18 protein-coding genes and 3 pseudogenes are annotated in these 19,308 nt (G+C 46.9%); all 21 read left to right on the plus strand.

Going from position 1 to position 19,308, the window contains the following annotated elements:
• Nucleotides 1-29: 29 nt before the first annotated feature.
• The 21 genes and pseudogenes from ACTNEN_RS04140 (at nt 30) to ACTNEN_RS04240 (ending at nt 19,155) form a co-directional block, all read left to right on the plus strand.
• Nucleotides 30-1,232, plus strand: coding sequence for a reverse transcriptase domain-containing protein (locus ACTNEN_RS04140; protein ID WP_441204808.1), 1,203 nt, complete (start codon nt 30-32; stop codon nt 1,230-1,232).
• Complete coding sequence (locus ACTNEN_RS04145) at nt 1,210-1,512, plus strand: hypothetical protein (RefSeq protein WP_419047604.1); 303 nt, start codon at nt 1,210-1,212, stop codon at nt 1,510-1,512. The genes ACTNEN_RS04140 and ACTNEN_RS04145 overlap by 23 nt, the downstream gene beginning before the upstream one ends.
• Before the next feature lie 3 nt (nt 1,513-1,515).
• A complete protein-coding gene (locus tag ACTNEN_RS04150) occupies nt 1,516-1,665 on the plus strand; it encodes an XkdX family protein (protein ID WP_441204809.1) in 150 nt (49 codons plus the stop codon).
• Between the two features lie 4 nt (nt 1,666-1,669).
• Entirely contained in the window at nt 1,670-2,098 is a 429-nt protein-coding gene (locus tag ACTNEN_RS04155) for a phage holin family protein (RefSeq protein WP_441204810.1), read from the plus strand.
• Between the two features lie 47 nt (nt 2,099-2,145).
• Nucleotides 2,146-2,583, plus strand: a pseudogene (locus ACTNEN_RS04160) (glucosaminidase domain-containing protein); the annotation flags it as partial.
• A 39-nt stretch (nt 2,584-2,622) separates the two neighbouring features.
• Nucleotides 2,623-3,540, plus strand: coding sequence for an N-acetylmuramoyl-L-alanine amidase (locus tag ACTNEN_RS04165; protein ID WP_441204828.1), 918 nt, complete (start codon nt 2,623-2,625; stop codon nt 3,538-3,540).
• A gap of 185 nt (nt 3,541-3,725) precedes the next feature.
• Nucleotides 3,726-5,063 (plus strand): RNA-binding domain-containing protein, encoded by a 1,338-nt coding sequence (locus ACTNEN_RS04170; protein ID WP_441204811.1) that lies wholly within the window; start codon nt 3,726-3,728, stop codon nt 5,061-5,063.
• A 128-nt stretch (nt 5,064-5,191) separates the two neighbouring features.
• Complete coding sequence (locus ACTNEN_RS04175; RefSeq protein ID WP_441204812.1) at nt 5,192-5,473, plus strand: DUF5963 family protein; 282 nt, start codon at nt 5,192-5,194, stop codon at nt 5,471-5,473.
• A 508-nt stretch (nt 5,474-5,981) separates the two neighbouring features.
• On the plus strand, nt 5,982-7,277 hold the full coding sequence (gene ltrA / locus ACTNEN_RS04180) for a group II intron reverse transcriptase/maturase (RefSeq protein ID WP_441204813.1): 1,296 nt from the start codon (nt 5,982-5,984) through the stop codon (nt 7,275-7,277).
• Nucleotides 7,278-7,667: 390 nt separating this feature from the next.
• A pseudogene (locus ACTNEN_RS04185) lies at nt 7,668-7,796 on the plus strand (Maff2 family mobile element protein); the annotation flags it as partial.
• A 724-nt stretch (nt 7,797-8,520) separates the two neighbouring features.
• Complete coding sequence (gene ltrA, locus ACTNEN_RS04190) at nt 8,521-10,404, plus strand: group II intron reverse transcriptase/maturase (protein ID WP_441204814.1); 1,884 nt, start codon at nt 8,521-8,523, stop codon at nt 10,402-10,404.
• 151 nt (nt 10,405-10,555) lie between these two features.
• A pseudogene (locus ACTNEN_RS04195) lies at nt 10,556-10,654 on the plus strand (Maff2 family mobile element protein); the annotation flags it as partial.
• A gap of 22 nt (nt 10,655-10,676) precedes the next feature.
• The gene (locus tag ACTNEN_RS04200; RefSeq protein ID WP_441204815.1) at nt 10,677-11,543 is read left to right on the plus strand and encodes a VirB6/TrbL-like conjugal transfer protein, CD1112 family; all 867 of its coding nucleotides are present in this window, start codon (nt 10,677-10,679) and stop codon (nt 11,541-11,543) included.
• Nucleotides 11,544-11,560: 17 nt separating this feature from the next.
• Nucleotides 11,561-12,013, plus strand: coding sequence for a PrgI family protein (locus ACTNEN_RS04205; protein WP_441204816.1), 453 nt, complete (start codon nt 11,561-11,563; stop codon nt 12,011-12,013).
• The gene (locus ACTNEN_RS04210; RefSeq protein WP_441204829.1) at nt 11,973-14,351 is read left to right on the plus strand and encodes a VirB4-like conjugal transfer ATPase, CD1110 family; all 2,379 of its coding nucleotides are present in this window, start codon (nt 11,973-11,975) and stop codon (nt 14,349-14,351) included. Before ACTNEN_RS04205 ends, ACTNEN_RS04210 begins: the two co-directional genes overlap by 41 nt.
• Nucleotides 14,352-16,100, plus strand: coding sequence for a C40 family peptidase (locus ACTNEN_RS04215; RefSeq protein WP_441204817.1), 1,749 nt, complete (start codon nt 14,352-14,354; stop codon nt 16,098-16,100). It begins immediately after the preceding gene.
• 10 nt (nt 16,101-16,110) lie between these two features.
• Entirely contained in the window at nt 16,111-16,362 is a 252-nt protein-coding gene (locus ACTNEN_RS04220) for a DUF4315 family protein (protein ID WP_441204818.1), read from the plus strand.
• On the plus strand, nt 16,349-17,056 hold the full coding sequence (locus ACTNEN_RS04225) for a DUF4366 domain-containing protein (protein WP_441204819.1): 708 nt from the start codon (nt 16,349-16,351) through the stop codon (nt 17,054-17,056). Before ACTNEN_RS04220 ends, ACTNEN_RS04225 begins: the two co-directional genes overlap by 14 nt.
• 70 nt (nt 17,057-17,126) lie before the next feature.
• Complete coding sequence (locus tag ACTNEN_RS04230) at nt 17,127-17,345, plus strand: hypothetical protein (protein WP_441204820.1); 219 nt, start codon at nt 17,127-17,129, stop codon at nt 17,343-17,345.
• Nucleotides 17,346-17,426: 81 nt separating this feature from the next.
• Entirely contained in the window at nt 17,427-17,558 is a 132-nt protein-coding gene (locus ACTNEN_RS04235; protein ID WP_441204821.1) for a hypothetical protein, read from the plus strand.
• The gene (locus ACTNEN_RS04240) at nt 17,545-19,155 is read left to right on the plus strand and encodes a JAB domain-containing protein (protein ID WP_441204822.1); all 1,611 of its coding nucleotides are present in this window, start codon (nt 17,545-17,547) and stop codon (nt 19,153-19,155) included. Before ACTNEN_RS04235 ends, ACTNEN_RS04240 begins: the two co-directional genes overlap by 14 nt.
• Nucleotides 19,156-19,308 lie beyond the last annotated feature (153 nt).

Consider the following 19,308-nt stretch of genomic DNA (forward strand, 5'->3'; position numbering starts at 1 on the left):
AGTAAGAGAAAGGAGAGGTTGTCCTTCCTATGATGGTAAATACCAAACACGATACTACTTCTTACGAGAATTGTAGTTGTCAACGTGAAATATATGACGGCAATGCGTTGTATGACGCTTATCTTAGAGCAAAGAGTGGGAGTGATTGGAAGCCGCAGGTTCAGCGGTATGAAATGGCATACCTTCTGGACTTGTCCAAAATGCAAAGAGAGTTGAAAGAACATACCTACGAATTTCAGCCCTGTAGCAGTTTTCCTCTTAATGAACGGGGTAAGACCCGCTTTATTACAGGCGAACAGATACGGGATAGAATTGCCAAACATTCTTTATGTGATGAAGTCTTAACTCCCGCAATTAAAGACCACCTCATCTATGATAATGGCGCAAGCCAGAAAGGTAAAGGAATTGACTTTACCCGCCGCAGGTTAGAAGCGCACCTGCACAAGTTCTTCCGGGAGAATCAGAGTAATGATGGTTATATCCTGCTGATGGATTTCTCAAAATACTATGACAACATTCGACATGACAAACTCATGGAGTTGTTTGAAAAGTACGTTGATGACGATACAGCACTCTGGTTCCTGGAAAAGATTGTAGACAATGAGAAGGTGGATGTGTCCTATATGAATGATGAAGAATATGAGTCCGCTATGGACGATGTATTCAATTCACTGGAACACGAAAAGGTTGACAAGAACCTGCTGACCGGGAAGAAGTTCTTGCGAAAGCACTTGAACATTGGTGACCAGGTAGCGCAGGACGCAGGGATTGCTTATCCCATACCGATTGACAACTACATAAAGATTGTAAAAGGCGTGAAATTTTATGGCAGATATATGGATGACAGTTATGTGATTCACAAGGATAAGGAGTTTCTGAAAGGGCTGCTTATAGAGATTGTAGAAATCGCACATGACCTGGGTATTACCGTGAATCTTCGGAAAACCAGAATATGCAAACTGTCTGAAATGTGGAGGTTTCTACAGATTCAGTATTCGCTTACCGATACCGGGCGGGTGATTCATAAGATTCATCCGAAACGGCTTACAGGTATGAGAAGGAAGGCTAAGAAACTGGTACTCATTCTCTCAGAGAAGGATTTCGATGACTGGTTTAGGTCATGGTTCAATGGTCACTGCCACTACATGAGCAAGCTACAGAGGTCAAATATGTTAGACCTTTGCAAGAAATTAAAGGAGGAACACTACTATGGTAAAACTGATTTTAGCTGACGGCACGGAACTCAAGGGCTTCAAGCAGAATGGTAACAACTATGTCAGCAAGACTGAGGTTGATGTGTCCGTGTTTGAGGACAATCTGTCCACTCTTACGATTGTGGACGGTGACACTCAGATGGTCATGCACAACGCTGAACTGATTCAGCAGGTTCAGTATGCTGACGGTTGGTATCTCTGCTTCCGTGAAAAGACTGAGCAGGAAATGCGCTATGCTGAACTTATGGGCAAATTTGAGTACCTGGCAATGATGACTGGCGTGGATATGGAGGTGTAAATCATGGAACACAGCAAGAATTATGAGAAGGTAAAGAAGTTCTACAAGATGGGCATTTGGTCTGAAAAGATGGTGTGGAACGCAGTAGGCAAGTGGATTACCCAGGAAGAGTACAAGGAAATCACCGGGGAGGATTACAGCAAGGAGGGCTAAGATTATGAAAGAATGGATTTGTACTGCAATCGGAGTAGCGGGTAGCTTTATTGCTTCCCTGTTTGGCGGTTGGGACGCTGCTCTGGCAACTCTGGTCATCTTCATGGCGATTGACTATGTTACAGGTCTGATTGTCGCAGGCGTGTTCCATAACAGCGGCAAGACTGAGAATGGTGCGCTTGAGAGCCGTGCAGGTTGGAAAGGGCTGTGCCGTAAGGGTGTTTCCCTTCTGGTGGTTCTGGTTGCCTGCCGCCTGGATTTAATTACTGGTACTAATTTTATTCGTGACGCTGTGGTTATTGCATTCGTGGCAAACGAAACTATCTCCATCGTGGAGAACGCAGGACTCATGGGTATCAATATTCCCCCGGCTATTACTGCCGCTATCGAAGTACTCAAGAAGAAGTCCGATACTGACAACGGCGCAAACTAAGGCGGGAGAGAGGGTTCGCCCTATCTCCTATAAAGGAGTGATGACCTATGACTATCCAGGAGTTTACTGACAGTATTGCCGGGTACATTAAGAAATATGCTGCCGCTTACAATGTATGCGTGTTCAGTCCGATTATTGCCCAGGCGATTCTTGAGAGTAACAAAGGTACGTCTGAACTGGCAGTCAACGCTCATAACTACTTTGGCTTGAAGTATCGCAAAGGACGCTGCAAGACCTGCGTGGGTGTTTACCACAAAGTAGGCAGTGAGCAGAACCCAGACGGAACCTACACCAGTTCCGCTATGGAATGGTGCAAGTTTAGAAGCATGGAAGATGGTATCATCGGGTATTTTGATTTCACCAACATTTCTGCTTATTCCAATTTGAAGGGTGTGACTGACCCCAGACAGTACCTTGAGAATATCAAAGCTGACGGGTATGCAACCTCTCTGAAATATGTGGACAACCTTATGGCTGTCATTGAGAGGTATGACCTTACCCGATATGACAAGGAGGAAATGAAAATGAGTAACAGTTCTCTGGTGTCCTACACCAAAATCTCACCTAACAAAAACAGTCCCCGCAATCATGCGATTGACCGTATTACCCCGCACTGTGTAGTCGGTCAGCTTTCTGCGGAGAGTATCTGCGGTTGCTTCACCAGTCCTTCCCGGCAGGCAAGCTGCAACTACGGTATCGGTTATGACGGCAGAATCTCTCTGTGTGTGGAAGAGAAAGACCGCTCCTGGTGTTCTTCCAGTTCTGCGAATGACCATCGTGCCGTGACCATCGAATGTGCGTCTGACAAGACTCACCCTTACGCTATGACGAACGCTGTATATGCTTCCCTCATCAACCTTTGCGTGGACATTTGCAAGCGCAACGGTAAAAAGAAGCTGCTCTGGTTCGGTGACAAGAACAAGACTCTGGCGTACAGCCCGAAGTCTGATGAGATGGTTCTGACTGTACATAGATGGTTTGCAAACAAGTCTTGCCCCGGTGACTGGCTCTATTCCCGTATGGGTGACCTGGCGGCAAAGGTTACTGCCCGTCTGAGCGGCAGCACTGATGAAGAGAAGCCTGCAAGCACTACCACACTGTACCGTGTCCGCAAGACCTGGGCTGATAGTGCTTCCCAGAAGGGTGCATTCTCTTCCCTGGCGAATGCGAAAGCCTGTGCAGACAAGAACCCCGGATACAAGGTGTTTGATGGTTCGGGGAATGCTGTGTACCCTGCGGAGAGCAAGCCTGCATTCTCTCCGTATAGAGTAAAGGTTACAGCTTCGGTTCTGAATATCCGTAAGGGTGCAGGTACGAATTACGCCCTGGCAGGCTCCATCCGCAACGGTGGTGTTTATACCATCGTGCAGGAAAGCACTGGGCGGGGCGCAACAAAGTGGGGTAAGCTGAAATCTGGCGCAGGGTGGATTTCTCTGGACTAGACCACGAAGGTATCATAATCCCAGAATCGCTTCCAGGAATGGGACTTCAATCTACAGTGGAACGTGTGAATTAACAGGTTTCCTGTGATTGTTGGATTTGCACTCATACCTGGAGCTTAGCAGATGGATAGAATTAAGAAGGACAGTCAGGATACATTGTATCTGATTAACAGAGGAGGAAACGCATGGCAGAAAGCCAGAATATAGAATACAAAGAGTCTTGGCGTGATGAGTATCTGAAATGGATATGCGGATTTGCCAATGCGCAGGGAGGAACGATCTTTATCGGAGTCCGCGATGATGGAAGCATTGTGGGGGTTAAGAACGCCAAGAAACTTCTTGAGGATATCCCGAACAAAATCCAGACGGGATTAGGCATTATTGCTGACGTTAACATGCATACAAAGAACGGACTGGATTATATTGAGATAAAGGTTGAGCCCAGTAGCTTTCCTATAAGTTATCATGGCGAATACCATTACAGAAGCGGGGCTACAAAACAGCAGCTGACAGGCATTGCATTGTCAGAATTTATTATGCGAAAAACTGGATTCCGCTGGGAAGATGTCACGGTCGATAACCTTTCTGCAGATGATCTGGATGAGGAAAGTTTCAAGATTTTTCGCAGAGAGGCATTCAAAAGCGGCAGGATGAAGGATACAGAGCTGAATGTCTCTAACGCGGAGCTTCTGAGTAAATTGCATCTTATTTCCAATGGAAAGCTGAAGCGTTCTGCAGTTCTGCTTTTTTATAGTGATCCGCAAATTATTCAGAATGGGAGCTACGTCAAAATCGGGAAATTTGGCGAAGGAGCAGATCTTCAGTACCAGGATGTGATGGATACGTCTCTTATTACAATAGCAGACAGAATTATTGATCTGATCTATATGAAATATCTTAAGGCAAAAATCACGTATGAGCATGACCGCAGAGTCGAGACATACCCGTATGCGCGTGAAGCGGTCCGTGAAGCAATTTACAATGCGATAGCTCATAACTGCTATATGTTCGGAACTCCGATACAAGTCAGAATAGAGGACCAGGAAATGATCATCAGCAATCGATGTATCCTGCCGGATGGCTGGACATCCAAAACTTTGATGGAGCCGCATGATTCGATTCCTTATAACCCTGATATTGCAAATGTGTTCTATCGGATGGGATATATCGAAAGCTGGGGACGTGGTATTCAGAAGATTTGTGATGAATGTATTGCAATAGGGGCTGATCTTCCAAGGTATGAGGTGCTCGGAAATGGCATACGACTGCATTTTAATGCTTTGCAGAGCGCGTTAATAGATCAGACTAAAGATCCAAAGTATCAGAGAGATACTTTGGCTGATACTTTGGCTGATAAAATTATTGCTTTGTTGACTGAGAGTCCTTCCTTAACCCAGGAAGAACTGGCAGAAAGTTTTAAAATATCTGTTCCATCCGTAAAAAGAGCTATGAAAATACTTTCGGATTCTGGTCGCATAGTGCGTGTCGGTGGGAAACGATATGGTCACTGGGAAGTGAAATGAGTGTGGGCGGCAGCCAGAACGCATCATTATGATCTGAATATGATCATGTGGCGGTATGTAGATGCGAAAACGCCAGAAGAAGAAAGTCAGTTTGTTCAAAATAAATCAGAAGTTGGAGTGGCTAAGATATGAAAAAGAGAGTCAGAGTGCCTCTGGCATTAGGGATAGGTTTTGGGCTTGCCATATTATCAATGGCGATAGCAATATATTTTGGTTATGTGCACGCATATTCAAGTGAAGAGAATATAAGATATGTATACCTGTTTGGATTTAAGATATACAGGCTAACGCTTGAAGGTGAAAAATATATTGGGACTTCACTTGGAGTGAATATGGGGATTATTTGTGCCATCTATATGGGGATTGTTTTCGCTCTCGAAGAAATCATCCATAAGCTTAGAGCACTTTAAAAACCATTTTCCAAATTCCAGTTGTGCGCCCAGCCAAGGGTGTGTAGCCTAACCGGTGGGAGTCCGGTATATCCAAGGCCTAACCAGCCAGATATTAGCGAGTCTTGGGATGGCATCAGTAATGATGCTTGACAAGCGTAGACAGCAAGCAAGTAGGGTCGTTAAAGCGATTGAGCCTCGAAAAGTTAGTTATTCCAGTTGGCCGACGTCTTAACTGGTGTGGAAGGCAACATCATACAGTTCGTTATGGTGAGAACTATATGGCACTGCGGGGTCAGAGAGCCGATCATGCTTGACACTAAGGATTCACATCAACTGGGGAGAGCCTGTCGCCTCTCGCAAAAGAGTATGACATACCAACTGAAAATGGAGGATGTCAAACGGGCGGCAGGCAGTCGGATAACTTCATAGTACTGTTGAAGTCGGGTAATGCCGACAGAGGGAAGGAGGTTACGCAGTAGCGGTCTCTCTGAGGAAACATCATCCGTACTCAGGGACGGAGGAAATGATGGGAACAAAATTAGAGAGAATAGCAGAAATATCAGCGAAAAGTAAGAAACCAGAATTCACAAGTCTGTATCACTTGATCAATGCTGACCTGCTGAAACAATGCCACAAGGAACTTGATGGCAAGAAAGCGGTTGGTATAGATAAAGTGACCAAGGAAGAATACGGAAAGCATCTTGACAGCAATATTGCTGACCTTGTGCAACGGCTGAAGAACAAATCGTATAAGCCACTCCCGACGCGGAGGGTCTATATACCCAAAGCAAATGGAAAACTGCGCCCTCTGGGAATCGTATCTTATGAGGATAAAATAGTGCAGCTGGCAGTAAAGAAGATACTGGAAGCGATATATGAGCCAAGGTTTCTAAATTGCATGTACGGTTTCAGACCTAAAAGGGGATGCCATGAAGCGGTCAAGGATGTTTATCAACATGTGTCGCGCGGGAAGATAAACTTCATTGTGGATGCCGACATAAAAGGTTTCTTCGACCATATCGACCACGAATGGATGATGAGATTCCTGGAATGGCATATCAAAGACCCGAACATACTGTGGCTGATACGAAAGTATCTAAAGGCAGGAGTAATGGTGGATGGTATGTATGAAGATACGGAAGAGGGTGCAGTACAGGGCGGAAATATAAGCCCAACGTTGGCAAACATATATATGCATAACGTGCTGACACTTTGGTTTAAGTTAGTAATCCAGAAAGAGGCAAGGAGCGAATGCTTTCTTGTGAATTACGCAGACGATTTTGTGGCGGGATTCCAATACAAATCAGATGCGGAGCATTACTATGCGGCATTAAAAGAGCGTATGGCAAAGTTTAACCTCGAACTGGAAAAAAGCAAAAGCAGACTGATAGAATTCGGGCGATATGCGGAGCAAAACCGCAAAGCAAGGGGGCTGGGTAAGCCGGAGACATTCGACTTTCTTGGGTTTACATTCTACTACGGCAAGAGCAGGAAAGGATACCCGTGGCCCAAAGTCAAAACATCGCGAAAGAAATTTGAGAAGAAGTTGAAGGAATTCAAAGAATGGCTCTATGAAAATAAGAACCAGCCTGCGAGTGACATAGTGAAACAACTCAATGTGAAACTGGCCGGCTACTACCGATACTACGGAGTGTCATTTAACATCTATAAGCTCAATGCGTTCCTACATCGGGTACAGCAGTTTCTTTTCAAAGCGATGAATAGACGGGGATGTAGACGTACATATACATGGAGCGGATTCGTTGACATGTTGAAGTGCTATCCACTTGCAAAGCCCAAAGTTTACTATCCGCTATATTAAAGTAAATGTTACTGTGAGGAGCCGGATGCGGGAAAGCCGCACGTCCGGATCTGTGAGGGGCTAAGGGTGTGAGCCCTTAGTCTACTCGACTGTCGCACATAAATATATAGCTTTTACTGACCGGAGATCACTCTAAGAAGCGTTCTCCGGTTTCTTATTACCCGGAAATATTGGACACATATTGATGCCGCATCGGTTGATGCGGATTACATAGCAGTCAGATGTTATCTGTGAAGACATCTGGCTGCTTGTTTTGTTTTCAGGATCTGTTTGATCAGGAACAATGCATACGCATAAGAGAAAAGGAAGTCCTTTGCATCATCAGAGACATGAAAGCAAAGTATCGAAAACATGCATAGCCGAAAGGCACAAATCAAGGAGGAAAAATTTATGGCATTTTTTAACAGCGCAGTTGGTGTACTTCAGACTCTTGTTATCGCTCTTGGCGCAGGTCTTGGTATCTGGGGAGCAATCAACCTCATGGAAGGATACGGGAACGACAACCGTGCGACACGTTCGTAAGTGAAAAGCTTGCGCACAAAGTCGAAGGGCATTGACCCGAAAACTTTGGAGAACTGATATTCCGATTGGTGAAATGAGGGAGTAACGCCCTGAAGCGCCTACCTAATACTCCGAATGGCAGGAAACCATGCAACAGGTTTCCCCCAAAGATGTTATAGAGCTCGGTGAAGTCGGCAGAGAGCAGTCGTAAGTATGATTTTCAGACGATACACGAAAGCTGTCCAGCGGTGGATGGTGCTGCCTATATGCCGGGGTTCGGTTACCCATGGTCAGGATGATAGAGATATCTGACGAATTTCTGAATGTACGAGTCTAAACGTTGATACTGTCGAAAGGCAGTACACCTTTTACGGTGGTGTCCGTGGATAAGTAAGACTGGTTGTTATGAAAGTCCATGCATCGTTACAGGCGATGCGGTTATGCATGACCGGATACAGGCTTAGAGGAAAGACCTAAAGGTATCCAATGATAGGAATATCGGAACGTGGAAAGCTGGGAACATGGAGGCTGTTGCAGACCGATGAAGTGGTGGATGGGAATACCTTCGCGAGAGGGCAATAACCGTTCTTTATTCTAGTGAGAGCAGTGGCATGGTACCTGTGAAGCCGTGAACAAGTAAGCGGTGGAGGGACGGCCACAAGTCGAATTCAGTAAAAATCATAAAATACACAACAAACACAGCTTCGAGTATGACAAAGAAAATCCAAACTGGAAGGAGAGGATGCCTGTGCCCACTTCGGAGCAGCAAGAAAGGAAAAGTAAACAAAGAAAAATCCGCAATTCAGAGTATTACGACATGGAGTCAACCTTTGACCGCCTGTATGCCGAAAGCAAAAATGGAAAAACCTTCAATCATCTGATGGAAATCATTGAGAGCGAGGAAAACATCAAGCTGGCTTATCGGACGATCAAAAAGAATACAGGAAGTAATACGGCTGGTGTGGATAAGCGGACGATAAAAAGCCTCATGAAATTAAGTGAGGAAGAATACGTCCGCCGGATACGAAATCAATTCAGCAACTATCACCCGCGCCCCGTAAGGCGTGTGGAGATACCAAAGCCCAATGGAAAGATGAGACCGCTGGGAATCCCCACGATCATAGACCGCATTGTCCAACAGTGCGTTTTACAGGTCATGGAGCCGATCTGTGAAGCAAAATTCAGCGAGAATTCAAACGGGTTCCGCCCGAATCGCTCTGCTGAAACAGCGATTGCACAGTGTATGCGGCTGGTGCAGGTACAACACCTGTATCATGTCGTTGATCTTGACATCAAAGGATTCTTCGACAACATCAACCATACAAAACTGATCCGTCAGATCTGGGCATTGGGAATCCGTGACAAAAAGCTGATATGCATCATTAAGGAAATGCTGAAAGCGCCGGTCATCATGCCAAACGGTGAAAAGGTCTATCCGACCAAGGGAACACCACAGGGAGGAATCCTGTCACCGCTACTTGCAAATATCGTATTGAATGAACTGGATTGGTGGATTGCTTCCCAATGGGAAGAAATGCCAACCAAAACAGAATTCAAGATAAGAGAAAATGCGAGTGGCACAAAGATCAAGAGCCATTCTTACAGAGCTTTGCGCAGAAGCAGACTGAAAGAAATGCACGCGGTCAGATACGCAGATGATTTCAAAATCTTCTGTTCCTCTCATGAGGAAGCTGTCAGGGCCTATAAAGCCACAGAATTATGGCTGAAGGACAGACTGGGGCTGGATATCAGTCCTGATAAATCCAAGGTAGTGAACCTGAAACGGCAGTATTCTGAATTTCTCGGATTCAAGCTGAAAGTTCGTAAAAAGGGCAGGAAATATGTCATTCGGTCTCATATGAGCGATAAGGCGTACAAAAAGGCGCATGAAAAGCTATCCGAAGAAGTGAAGAAGCTGGCTCATTCGTCAGAAGAAGCACAGTTCATGCAGTTACAGAAATACAATTCTGTTGTTGCAGGACTTCACGAATACTACTGTATTGCTACAGAAGTATCTCATGACTTCGGAAAGCTTGCCTTCAGTATTAACAAACAGCTCAGAAACAGGCTGAAAGGCGATCTGTCCAAAACAGGATATCTCAAGGATGGGTTTATCAAGCGGAAATATGGAGAAAGCAGACAGCTGAGATTTCTTCACAAGCGGCCTGTGGTTCCGGTGGGATTAGCACAGCCCAAGAACGCCCAGCACAAACGCAAGGCGGTCAATAAGTATACGGTGGAAGGTCGTGAGTTGATTCATAAGAATCTTCAAATTGACACAGAAACAATGCTTTGGGTGATGCGCAATCCTGTCCGGGGTCGATCTATAGAGTATGCGGATAACAGGATTTCACTGTATGCGGCGCAGTACGGCAAATGTGCTGTCACTGGGGAGACAATGGCTCCTCATGACATCCACTGTCACCATAAGCTGCCGGTCAGCAAAGGTGGAACCGATGAATATGCCAACCTGATTTTGATTAAGAAGGATGTGCATACCATCATCCATGCAACACAAGACCCAACAGTCGAGAGACTCCTGAAATTCCTTAATCTTGAACCAAAACAACTTGTAAAGCTTAACAAGCTTCGTGCATTGGCAGAAATGCCGCCCATTATTCTTTGAATGAAATGCTGTAACGAGGTGTGTAAGTTGTGTGCTTCATGTCCCAAAACTACTGAATTCGATGGAACGCCGTGTGCGGTGAAAGCCGCACGCACGGTGTGGAGCGGGGGAAAATCCTGAGATAATTTCAAGGGATTACCTATCGCTATCCGGCGCGAAGTCTCAGGGCATGAAGCAGCTGATGGCAGGCGGCGGTGTCGCCCTTATCGGGACTGTACTTGTACCGCTTCTTTCCGGACTGTTCGGCTGATACAGGGGAAGGAGACCGCTAAATGGACACAATTCTTCAGCAGATTACAGAATGGCTGAAGAAAATGCTCGTAAGCGGGATCATGAACAATTTCACCGGCATCTTCGATTCTGTCAACAAACAGGTTGGCAGCGTCGCTTCACAGGTAGGGACATCGCCCGCGAATTTCTCTCCGGGCGTTTTCTCTATGATCCGGAATGTTTCTGAGTCGGTGATCATCCCGATTGCTGGGATGATCCTGACTTTTATTGCCTGTTACGAGCTGATTCAGCTGATTATCGATCACAACAATTTAGCCAATTTTGAAACATGGATTTTCTTCAAATGGATCTTCAAGACCTTTGTCGCGGTCATGCTGATTACAAATACGTTCAATATTGTGATGGCCGTATTTGATGTCGCACAGCATGTTATTTCACAAAGTGCAGGAATCATTTCCGGCACGACGGCAATTGACGGCAGCGCACTGTCGCAGATGGAAGACACCCTGATGGCAATGGACCTGGGACCGCTTCTGGGCGTGTTCCTGCAGTCCATCATACTAAATATTGCGATGTGGATCATGTCGCTTGTGATCTTTGTCATCATCTATGGACGAATGATTGAGATCTATCTGATGACGAGCCTTGCACCGATTCCGTTCTCCACGTTTGCAAACAGGGAACAGAGTCAGATCGGACAGAATTACTTCCGATCCATCTGTGCACTTGGCTTTCAGGGATTCCTGATCATGATCTGTGTCGGGATCTATGCGGTGCTGATCCAGAACATTGCATTCTCGGATGATATTATCGCTTCAGTCTGGGGAGTCCTCGGCTACACCGTTTTGTTGTGCTTTACGCTCTTTAAGACGGGAAGTCTTGCAAAATCCGTGTTTAATGCACACTGAAAAAGGAGGAAATCATATTGTCGGCGTATATCTCGGTGCCCAGAGATCTTACCCGTGTGAAGTCCAAAGTATTCTTCAATCTGACAAAGAGACAGCTTATTTGTTTTTCTGTGGCGGCGCTCATTGGAGTACCGTCTTTCTTTTTGATCAGAAAGACTGGAAATATGAGTCTGGCTTCCATGGGGATGATCCTGATCATGCTGCCGTTTTTCTTTCTTGCTATGTACGAGAGAGACGGCATGCCGCTGGAAGTGCTGATGCAGCACTTTATCGAAGCAAAATTCATCCGCCCGAAAGAGCGGCCATACAAGACGAACAACTATTATGCTGCGCTGATGCGTATGGCGCAGGCAGATAAGGAGGTGAGAGAGATTGTTCTGGAAGCAGAAAAAAGACAGGGCGGCAGAAAGTCTGAAGCTGCCGACAAACCTGACAAGCCGCGAAAAGCGGAAAATCGAAAAGATCATTAAGGATGCCAGACAGGATGACGGTATCCCAAGGACCGCACAGCAGTCCATTCCGTTTGAACGCATGTTTCAGGATGGGATCTGCCGGTCAGACAGCAATTATTACAGCAAGACGATTCAGTTTCAGGACATCAATTACCAGCTGGCACAGCAGGAGGATAAGACAGCCATCTTTGATGAATGGTGCGGATTCCTGAATTTCTTTGACAGCTCGGTACATTTTGAGCTTTCGTTCATGAATCTCAGCACAGATGCCGTGAGCTTTGAGAAGAGCATCCGTATCCCGCCGAGAAATGACGGCTTTAATGATGTCCGGGAAGAATACAGTAAGATGCTGCGGACGCAGCTGGCGCAGGGTAATAACGGTCTGACCAAGACCAAGTATCTGACGTTTGGCATTGAAGCGGAATCCATGAAGCAGGCCAAACCACGTCTGATTCATATTCAGACGGATCTTCTGAATAACTTCCGAAGACTCGGTGTGGTGGCAACTGTATTGGATGGAAAGCAGCGACTGAAAGTGATGCATGATCTGTTCCACATGGGTGACAAGGACCGGTTTTATTTTGAATGGAAATGGCTGCCAGAGTCAGGACTTTCGGTGAAGGATTTCATCGCACCATCTTCTTTTTCCTTTCCCGGCGGACGTATGTTCCAGATGGGAGATCTTTACGGAGCCATGTCGTTTTTGGCAATTACAGCCTCGGATCTTTCGGATCAGCTTCTGAAGGACCTTCTGGATATGGAATCCTCACAGGTGGTTACGATGCATATCCAATCTGTCGATCAGAACGAGGCGATCAAGACGGTCAAGCACACGATCACGGAACTCGACCGATCCAAGATTGAAGAGCAGAAGAAAGCTGTTCGTGCTGGTTACGACATGGACATTATCCCGTCAGATCTTGCAACGTATGGGAAAGATGCGAAGAGTCTTCTGCAGGAGCTGCAGAGTCAGAATGAGCGGATGTTCCTGATGACGTTTCTGATCCTCAACACCGGGAAAACCAAACAGGAGCTGGAAAACAATATTTTTCAGGCATCCAGCATTGCCCAAAAGCACAACTGCAACCTCAGAAGGCTGGATTTTCAGCAGGAACAGGGCCTGATGAGCAGTCTGCCGCTTGCACACAATGAAATTGAAATTCAGAGAGGACTGACGACTTCCAGTACGGCGATCTTTGTTCCGTTCACGACGCAGGAGCTGTTCCAGAACGGCAAGGAAGCGCTGTACTACGGGCTGAATGCGCTTTCCAACAACCTGATCATGGTGGACCGAAAGATGTTGAAGAATCCGAATGGCCTGATCCTCGGAACACCGGGTTCTGGTAAGTCGTTCAGCGCAAAGCGTGAGATCACCAATGCGTTTCTGGTGACAGATGATGACATTATTATCTGCGATCCGGAGGCAGAGTATTCCCCGCTTGTAGAACGTCTGAAAGGACAGGTAATCAAGATCTCTCCGACCAGTACGCAGTTCATTAATCCGATGGATATTAATGCGAACTACTCGGAGGAAGACAACCCGATTGCACTCAAGGCGGATTTCATCCTTTCCCTGTGTGAGCTGGTTGTCGGAGGCAAGGAAGGACTGCAGCCGGTAGAAAAGACGGTCATCGACCGCTGTGTGCATCAGATCTACCAGAAGTATTTTGACAATCCGGTGCCGGAGAACATGCCGGTTCTAGAGGACCTTTATAATGTGCTGCTGGCACAGGAGGAGAAAGAAGCCCACCATGTGGCAACGGCACTGGAGATTTACGTCAAGGGATCACTGAATCTCTTCAACCACAGAACCAACGTCGATATCAATAACCGTCTGGTCTGCTATGACATCAAGGAACTTGGCAAGCAGCTGAAAAAGCTCGGCATGCTGATCGTTCAGGATCAGGTGTGGGGTAGAGTCACTGCGAACCGGGAAGCCGGAAAGTCTACGCGCTACTACATGGATGAGTTCCATCTGCTTCTGAAAGAAGAACAGACGGCAGCCTACTCCGTGGAGATCTGGAAGAGATTCCGTAAGTGGGGCGGTATCCCGACCGGTATCACACAGAACGTGAAGGATCTTCTCTCCAGTAGGGAAGTCGAGAACATCTTCGAAAACTCGGATTTCATCTATATGCTCAATCAAGCATCCGGTGACCGGGCCATTCTTGCAAAGCAGCTCAATATCTCTCCGCATCAGCTGTCCTATGTGACACATTCCGGCGAGGGAGAAGGGCTGCTTTTTTATGGCAATGTCATCCTTCCGTTTGTGGATCACTTCCCGACGGATCTGGAACTGTACCGGATCATGACGACAAAGCCGGGTGAAATATCCCACGAGAAGGAGGAAAGTTAATTGGCCGAGAAGAAAGAAAAAGTCCGCTTCCGGAAGGATATGGCGGAGCAGTCGGCTAGAGCAGCACCGGAGGCAGAAGAGGTCCGGCTTCCTTCTGAGGAAGGATATACAAGGACTAGGAAGAAATCCCGTTTCAAAGGCAATACGAACTATGGGAAGGAGCTTCGGTTTAGAAAGAAGAAACAGGACAAACCGAAAACATCAAAAACCGTTTCATCGGCGGTTATTTCCCAGAGAATGCATTCTGCTATTGAATCAGGAGATCAGGATGATAACGTCGGCAGCAAGGCATTGAACCGCAGTACAGAAGCTGCGGAAGATACCGGAAGAGCTGCAGGCGATATTGCAGGAAAGGTGAAATATTCGAGAAAGCTTAAGGCGGCAAAGACAGCAGAAAAGCTGCAATCGGAGTCTGAATATGCTTCACGCGTGGGAAAGACAGCAAAGGAAGCAAATGCGTCAGAATCTGCCGCAGAGAGCACAGGCAATACCAGCTTCTTTTCACGCTGGAAACAGCGGCAGAACATTAAGCAGCAGTATGCGGCAGCAAGGAAAGCCGGAAAAGCGGCTGGGAAAGAAACCGGAAGTGCAGCAGCCAGAGGAAGCACCAAAGCAGGCAAAAGAATTGCAGACATTGGCGCCAATATTCAGAGGTTTGTCTCGGAACATCCTGGAATGCTGCTGACGACCGGTGTTCTCGGACTGATCCTTATTCTGGTTGTAAGCACGTTCTCATCCTGTTCCATGTTTGCCAGCGGCACCGGCAACAGTATTCTCGGCAGTTCCTATACCGCAGAAGATGCGGCGATTCGTGGAGCAAACAATGACTATAAAGCCATGGAAGCAGATCTGCAGTCGCAGGTTGATCAGGTTAAAACGACGCATCACGGCTATGACGAGTACCAATTTGATCTTGCCAATATCAACCACAATCCCTATGTTCTGACATCGTATCTCACGGTTCTCTATGAGGATTATTCAGAGGAAGAGGTGCAGGACAAACTAAAGGAACTGTTCCATGCACAGTATCAGCTGACTTTCCGGGAAGAAATTCAGACCCGCACAAGGATAGAGGAACGGACAGGACACCGGACCGTCAGGGATCCGGATACCGGCGAGACTTCGCGGGAGAAATACACCTATGAAGTGGAAGTGCAGTACGAATATAAGATTCTGCATGTAAAGCTCGTCAATAAGACGATGGAAGCCTGTATCAATCAGGCATCTCTGACTGATGCGCAGAAGTCACGGTATGCGCTTCTCAATGAGACAAAGGGCAACCGGGAATATCTGTTTGCGGATGATGTCTATGCCAATCCATCTGCCGGAGAATATACGGACTATGACATTCCGGTGGAAGCGCTCAGTGACGAGAAATTTGCCAACATGATGCATGAGGCGGAGAAATACCTTGGCTATCCGTATGTCTGGGGAGGATCCAGTCCGTCCACCAGCTTTGACTGCTCTGGGTTTGTCTGCTGGGTGATCAATCACAGCGGTAATGGATGGAATGTTGGCAGGACAACGGCGGAGGGACTTCGTCAGAAGCTGAATATCATTCCGCCGGATGAAGCAAAACCAGGCGACATTATCTTTTTCCAGGGAACGTATGACACGCCGGGCGCCAGCCATGTCGGGATCTATGTCGGCAACGGCATGATGATTCACTGCGGCAACCCGATTCAGTATGCTTCCATCAATTCATCGTATTTCAGACAGCATTTCTACTGCTTTGGCAGATTACAGTAAGGAGGTTTTCATGAGTAAGAAACTGGAAAGAATCAAAGCGGATCTTAATAAAGCCCGTACAAAACGGGCAGAGTGGGATCAGCGGATCAAAGAACTGGAACAGAAATATACAGAAGAGGAGAACACAGAGATCCATGAGGTTGTGCATGCTTTCAGCCTTACCCCGGAGGAACTGCGGGAACTTCTTCAGAATCGGGCAGCCATGGTTCCGAATAAAGGCGCGGAAATGGCAGAACAGGAGGCGGAACATGAAGAAGAGTAAATGGCTTTCCGTTGTACTGGCAGCAATGCTCTGCTGCGGTGTTTCGTCGATCCCGGTATTTGCCCAGACAAATGAACCGGCAGCATCCACCGAGTCGGTTCCGACGGAGACAACCGAGGAGCCGTCAGAGACTGCGGAAGAACCCGAGAAACTGGATCCGCTCACCCCGGATGGCAATCTCACACTGGTGGATGACATTTCAACAAAGAGTGGGAAGCAGTTCATTACCGTCGTTACAAAGAACGGAAACTATTTTTACCTCATCATTGATCGTGATGATGAAGGGGAGCAGACGGTCCACTTCCTGAATCAGGTCGATGAGGAAGATCTTTTGAATCTGATGGATGATGAGGATGCAGATGCTATCAGGGAATCCTTGGATCAGCAGAAAACACAGGAGACAGTAACACCGGAACCGGAAGAGAAAAAAGAGGAACCGGAAACCACAGTGGAACCCGTAGAGAAGAAAAAGAGCAGCAATAACTTCATGCTTCCTGCGGTAGTTGTTCTGGTCGCTGCCATCGGAGGTATTGGTGTGTGGATTTTCCTGCAGGCAAAGAAGAAAAAGGGAAAGCCTGCCAACCAGCCAGATCCGGACGCAGATTACCGGGAAGATGACGACGGTTTTGACCTTCCGGAAGAAGAGGAAACGGAGAATGAACAGGAATCCGAAGACTCTGACGGAGAAGAATAAAAATTTTTCAAGAAATTTTGAGGGAAATGGCTGTTCTTTGCCTATATAGAAGGTGAAGGAGGTCATACACATGACAGAAAACATGAATTCTTTATGCAATGCAGCAGCGATTCGTTCCCTTATTGAGGAAAACAAGAAGATTGAAGAGGAGATCGGAGAACTGGAACAGCTCTTTTGGCAGAACATTATGAAACTGGCGATGCTGGGAGACGTTCCATCTATGTGTCTTCTCATTCGTACAGGAGGTGACAGTCCATTCGATATTGATCCCATGTTTCCCTGGAACTAATCCATCCGTCAAACAGGATAAAGATACTGAGCTGTAGAAATTTCTATGGCTCAGTTTTTTCATGAAAGGAAAAAAAGACTTATGGAAAACGAAAAGACGATTGATGAACCCATTTCAACGACCGGAACAGTTCGGGATGTCTTGGAAGAGCTGAAGGATCAGGATGTTGTAATCGTGATCCCGATCGGAGGTGATGCAGATGAGTTCAAGTAAACGCTACAAGCTCGATAAAGTCGGTATCCGCATGGTAAAGGAGCCGCCTCTCTACAGCTCCGAACCTGTAAATTCACCGGAAGCAGCTGTCCGTCTGATGGCAGAGACACTAAAGGGATATGACCGTGAAGTATTGGCGGTTGTAAACCTGAGAAATGATCTTTGTCCTATCAACATGAATGTTGTTTCCATCGGGACATTGAATCAGTCGCTTGCACATCCGAGAGAAATCATGAAGAGCATCATTCTCTCCAATGCTGCATCCGTCATGCTGTTCCACAACCACCCGAGCGGCAATCTTATGCCGTCTCAGGAAGATATCGCCCTGACGGACCGGATGGCAAAGATCTGTGAGCTGTTAGGAACACCGATTGTGGATCACATCATTATCGGCAATGACGACAGCTATTATTCGTTCCGGGAAAACAGCATTCTGAAGGTCCCGCCTCTGGAATATGCCAGAGATGTTACCGATCTTCACCTTGGGGCAGATGCTGTATCAGAGCCGGGTACAAAGAAGCCGCAGCAGACAATCGCGGAAATCACGGAAAAACTGGAACAGGGAGTTCATGAACTTTTTGAGAGTGAGAAGTACAAGGCGTATCTTTCCAGTATGTCCAAGTTCCACAATTATTCTCTGAACAACACGATTCTCATCAGCATGCAGAAGCCGGATGCCACGCTGGTTGCCGGATATCAGGCATGGAAGAAAAACCATGGCAGACAGGTAAAGCGTGGAGAGAAGGGAATCAAGATCATTGCCCCGGCACCTTACAAAGTGAAGACAGAACGGGATGTGATTGATCCGGATACGCAGAAGGCAGTTCTCGATGCGGATGGCAAACCGAAAAAGGAAACAGTTGAGATCGAAAGGCCGTCGTTTCGGGTCGCCACCGTATTTGATGTGAGCCAGACGGAAGGAAAAGAGATTCCTGCGCTGGGTGTGGAGGAACTGACGGGATCGGTTGATGGTTATGGCAGTTTCCTTACAGCACTGGGGCAGACATCCCCTGTGCCGGTCAGCTTTGAGGAGATTACGGGTGGTGCCAAAGGGTATTTTCATACGGCAGAGAACCGGATCGCCATTCAGGAAGGAATGAGTGAGATCCAGACCGTAAAAACACTGATTCATGAAATGGCGCACGCGACACTCCATGCCGGAAAGGACAGGGAAAAGTTTGATACCAGGACAAAGGAAGTACAGGCGGAGAGTGTTGCCTATACCGTTTGCCAGCATTACGGCATTGAGACTTCGGATTATTCCTTCGGCTATATTGCCGGGTGGTCCACTGGGAAAGAAACAGCGGAACTGAAAGCCTCGTTGGAGACGATCCGAAGCACATCCAGCGATCTGATCGGTCAGATTGACGGGCATTTACTCGATCTGCAGAAGGAGAAGAGCGTAGACAGGGAATCTTCCATGGGAGCACCGGAAGCTGCAGAAACAGGGACAAATGCTCGACCCACAGAGCAGAAAACAGCCGATAAGGAGGTACAGCCGAAGAAGTCTGTGTGCGCGGAGCTGAAGGCTCCTCGGAAGAAGAAAGAAACACCGGTGAAGAAACATCCGCCGAAGAGCAGAGAAGAGGTGCTGTGATGGGATATAAACTTGTTTATGTAAAGCTTCACATAAACAAGTTTATGTTGTGTTGTAGGAAATGAAAAGTTTTGCTTTGTTTTGTTTGGCATTATTGAAATCCTCCTCCTTTTTCTTTACATAATCCCCCAGCGAATGAGCAGGAGGATTATG

It is taken from the genome of Oribacterium sp. HCP28S3_H8, assembly GCF_052064775.1.
In the GTDB taxonomy this organism is placed as follows: domain Bacteria; phylum Bacillota; class Clostridia; order Lachnospirales; family Lachnospiraceae; genus Oribacterium.

Excerpts from the sequence above, each read along its gene's own strand:
- ltrA (WP_441204814.1), top strand. The coding sequence starts at position 8,521 with ATGCCTGTGCCCACTTCGGAGCAGCAAGAAAGGAAAAGTAAACAAAGA.
- ACTNEN_RS04240 (WP_441204822.1), top strand. The coding sequence starts at position 17,545 with ATGAGTTCAAGTAAACGCTACAAGCTCGATAAAGTCGGTATCCGCATG.
- ACTNEN_RS04155 (WP_441204810.1), top strand. The coding sequence starts at position 1,670 with ATGAAAGAATGGATTTGTACTGCAATCGGAGTAGCGGGTAGCTTTATT.
- ACTNEN_RS04170 (WP_441204811.1), top strand. The coding sequence starts at position 3,726 with ATGGCAGAAAGCCAGAATATAGAATACAAAGAGTCTTGGCGTGATGAG.
- ACTNEN_RS04225 (WP_441204819.1), top strand. The coding sequence starts at position 16,349 with ATGAAGAAGAGTAAATGGCTTTCCGTTGTACTGGCAGCAATGCTCTGC.
- ACTNEN_RS04165 (WP_441204828.1), top strand. The coding sequence starts at position 2,623 with ATGAGTAACAGTTCTCTGGTGTCCTACACCAAAATCTCACCTAACAAA.
- ACTNEN_RS04230 (WP_441204820.1), top strand. The coding sequence starts at position 17,127 with ATGACAGAAAACATGAATTCTTTATGCAATGCAGCAGCGATTCGTTCC.
- ACTNEN_RS04145 (WP_419047604.1), top strand. The coding sequence starts at position 1,210 with ATGGTAAAACTGATTTTAGCTGACGGCACGGAACTCAAGGGCTTCAAG.
- ACTNEN_RS04235 (WP_441204821.1), top strand. The coding sequence starts at position 17,427 with ATGGAAAACGAAAAGACGATTGATGAACCCATTTCAACGACCGGAACA.
- ACTNEN_RS04175 (WP_441204812.1), top strand. The coding sequence starts at position 5,192 with ATGAAAAAGAGAGTCAGAGTGCCTCTGGCATTAGGGATAGGTTTTGGG.
- ACTNEN_RS04220 (WP_441204818.1), top strand. The coding sequence starts at position 16,111 with ATGAGTAAGAAACTGGAAAGAATCAAAGCGGATCTTAATAAAGCCCGT.
- ACTNEN_RS04140 (WP_441204808.1), top strand. The coding sequence starts at position 30 with ATGATGGTAAATACCAAACACGATACTACTTCTTACGAGAATTGTAGT.
- ACTNEN_RS04150 (WP_441204809.1), top strand. The coding sequence starts at position 1,516 with ATGGAACACAGCAAGAATTATGAGAAGGTAAAGAAGTTCTACAAGATG.
- ltrA (WP_441204813.1), top strand. The coding sequence starts at position 5,982 with ATGGGAACAAAATTAGAGAGAATAGCAGAAATATCAGCGAAAAGTAAG.
- ACTNEN_RS04200 (WP_441204815.1), top strand. The coding sequence starts at position 10,677 with ATGGACACAATTCTTCAGCAGATTACAGAATGGCTGAAGAAAATGCTC.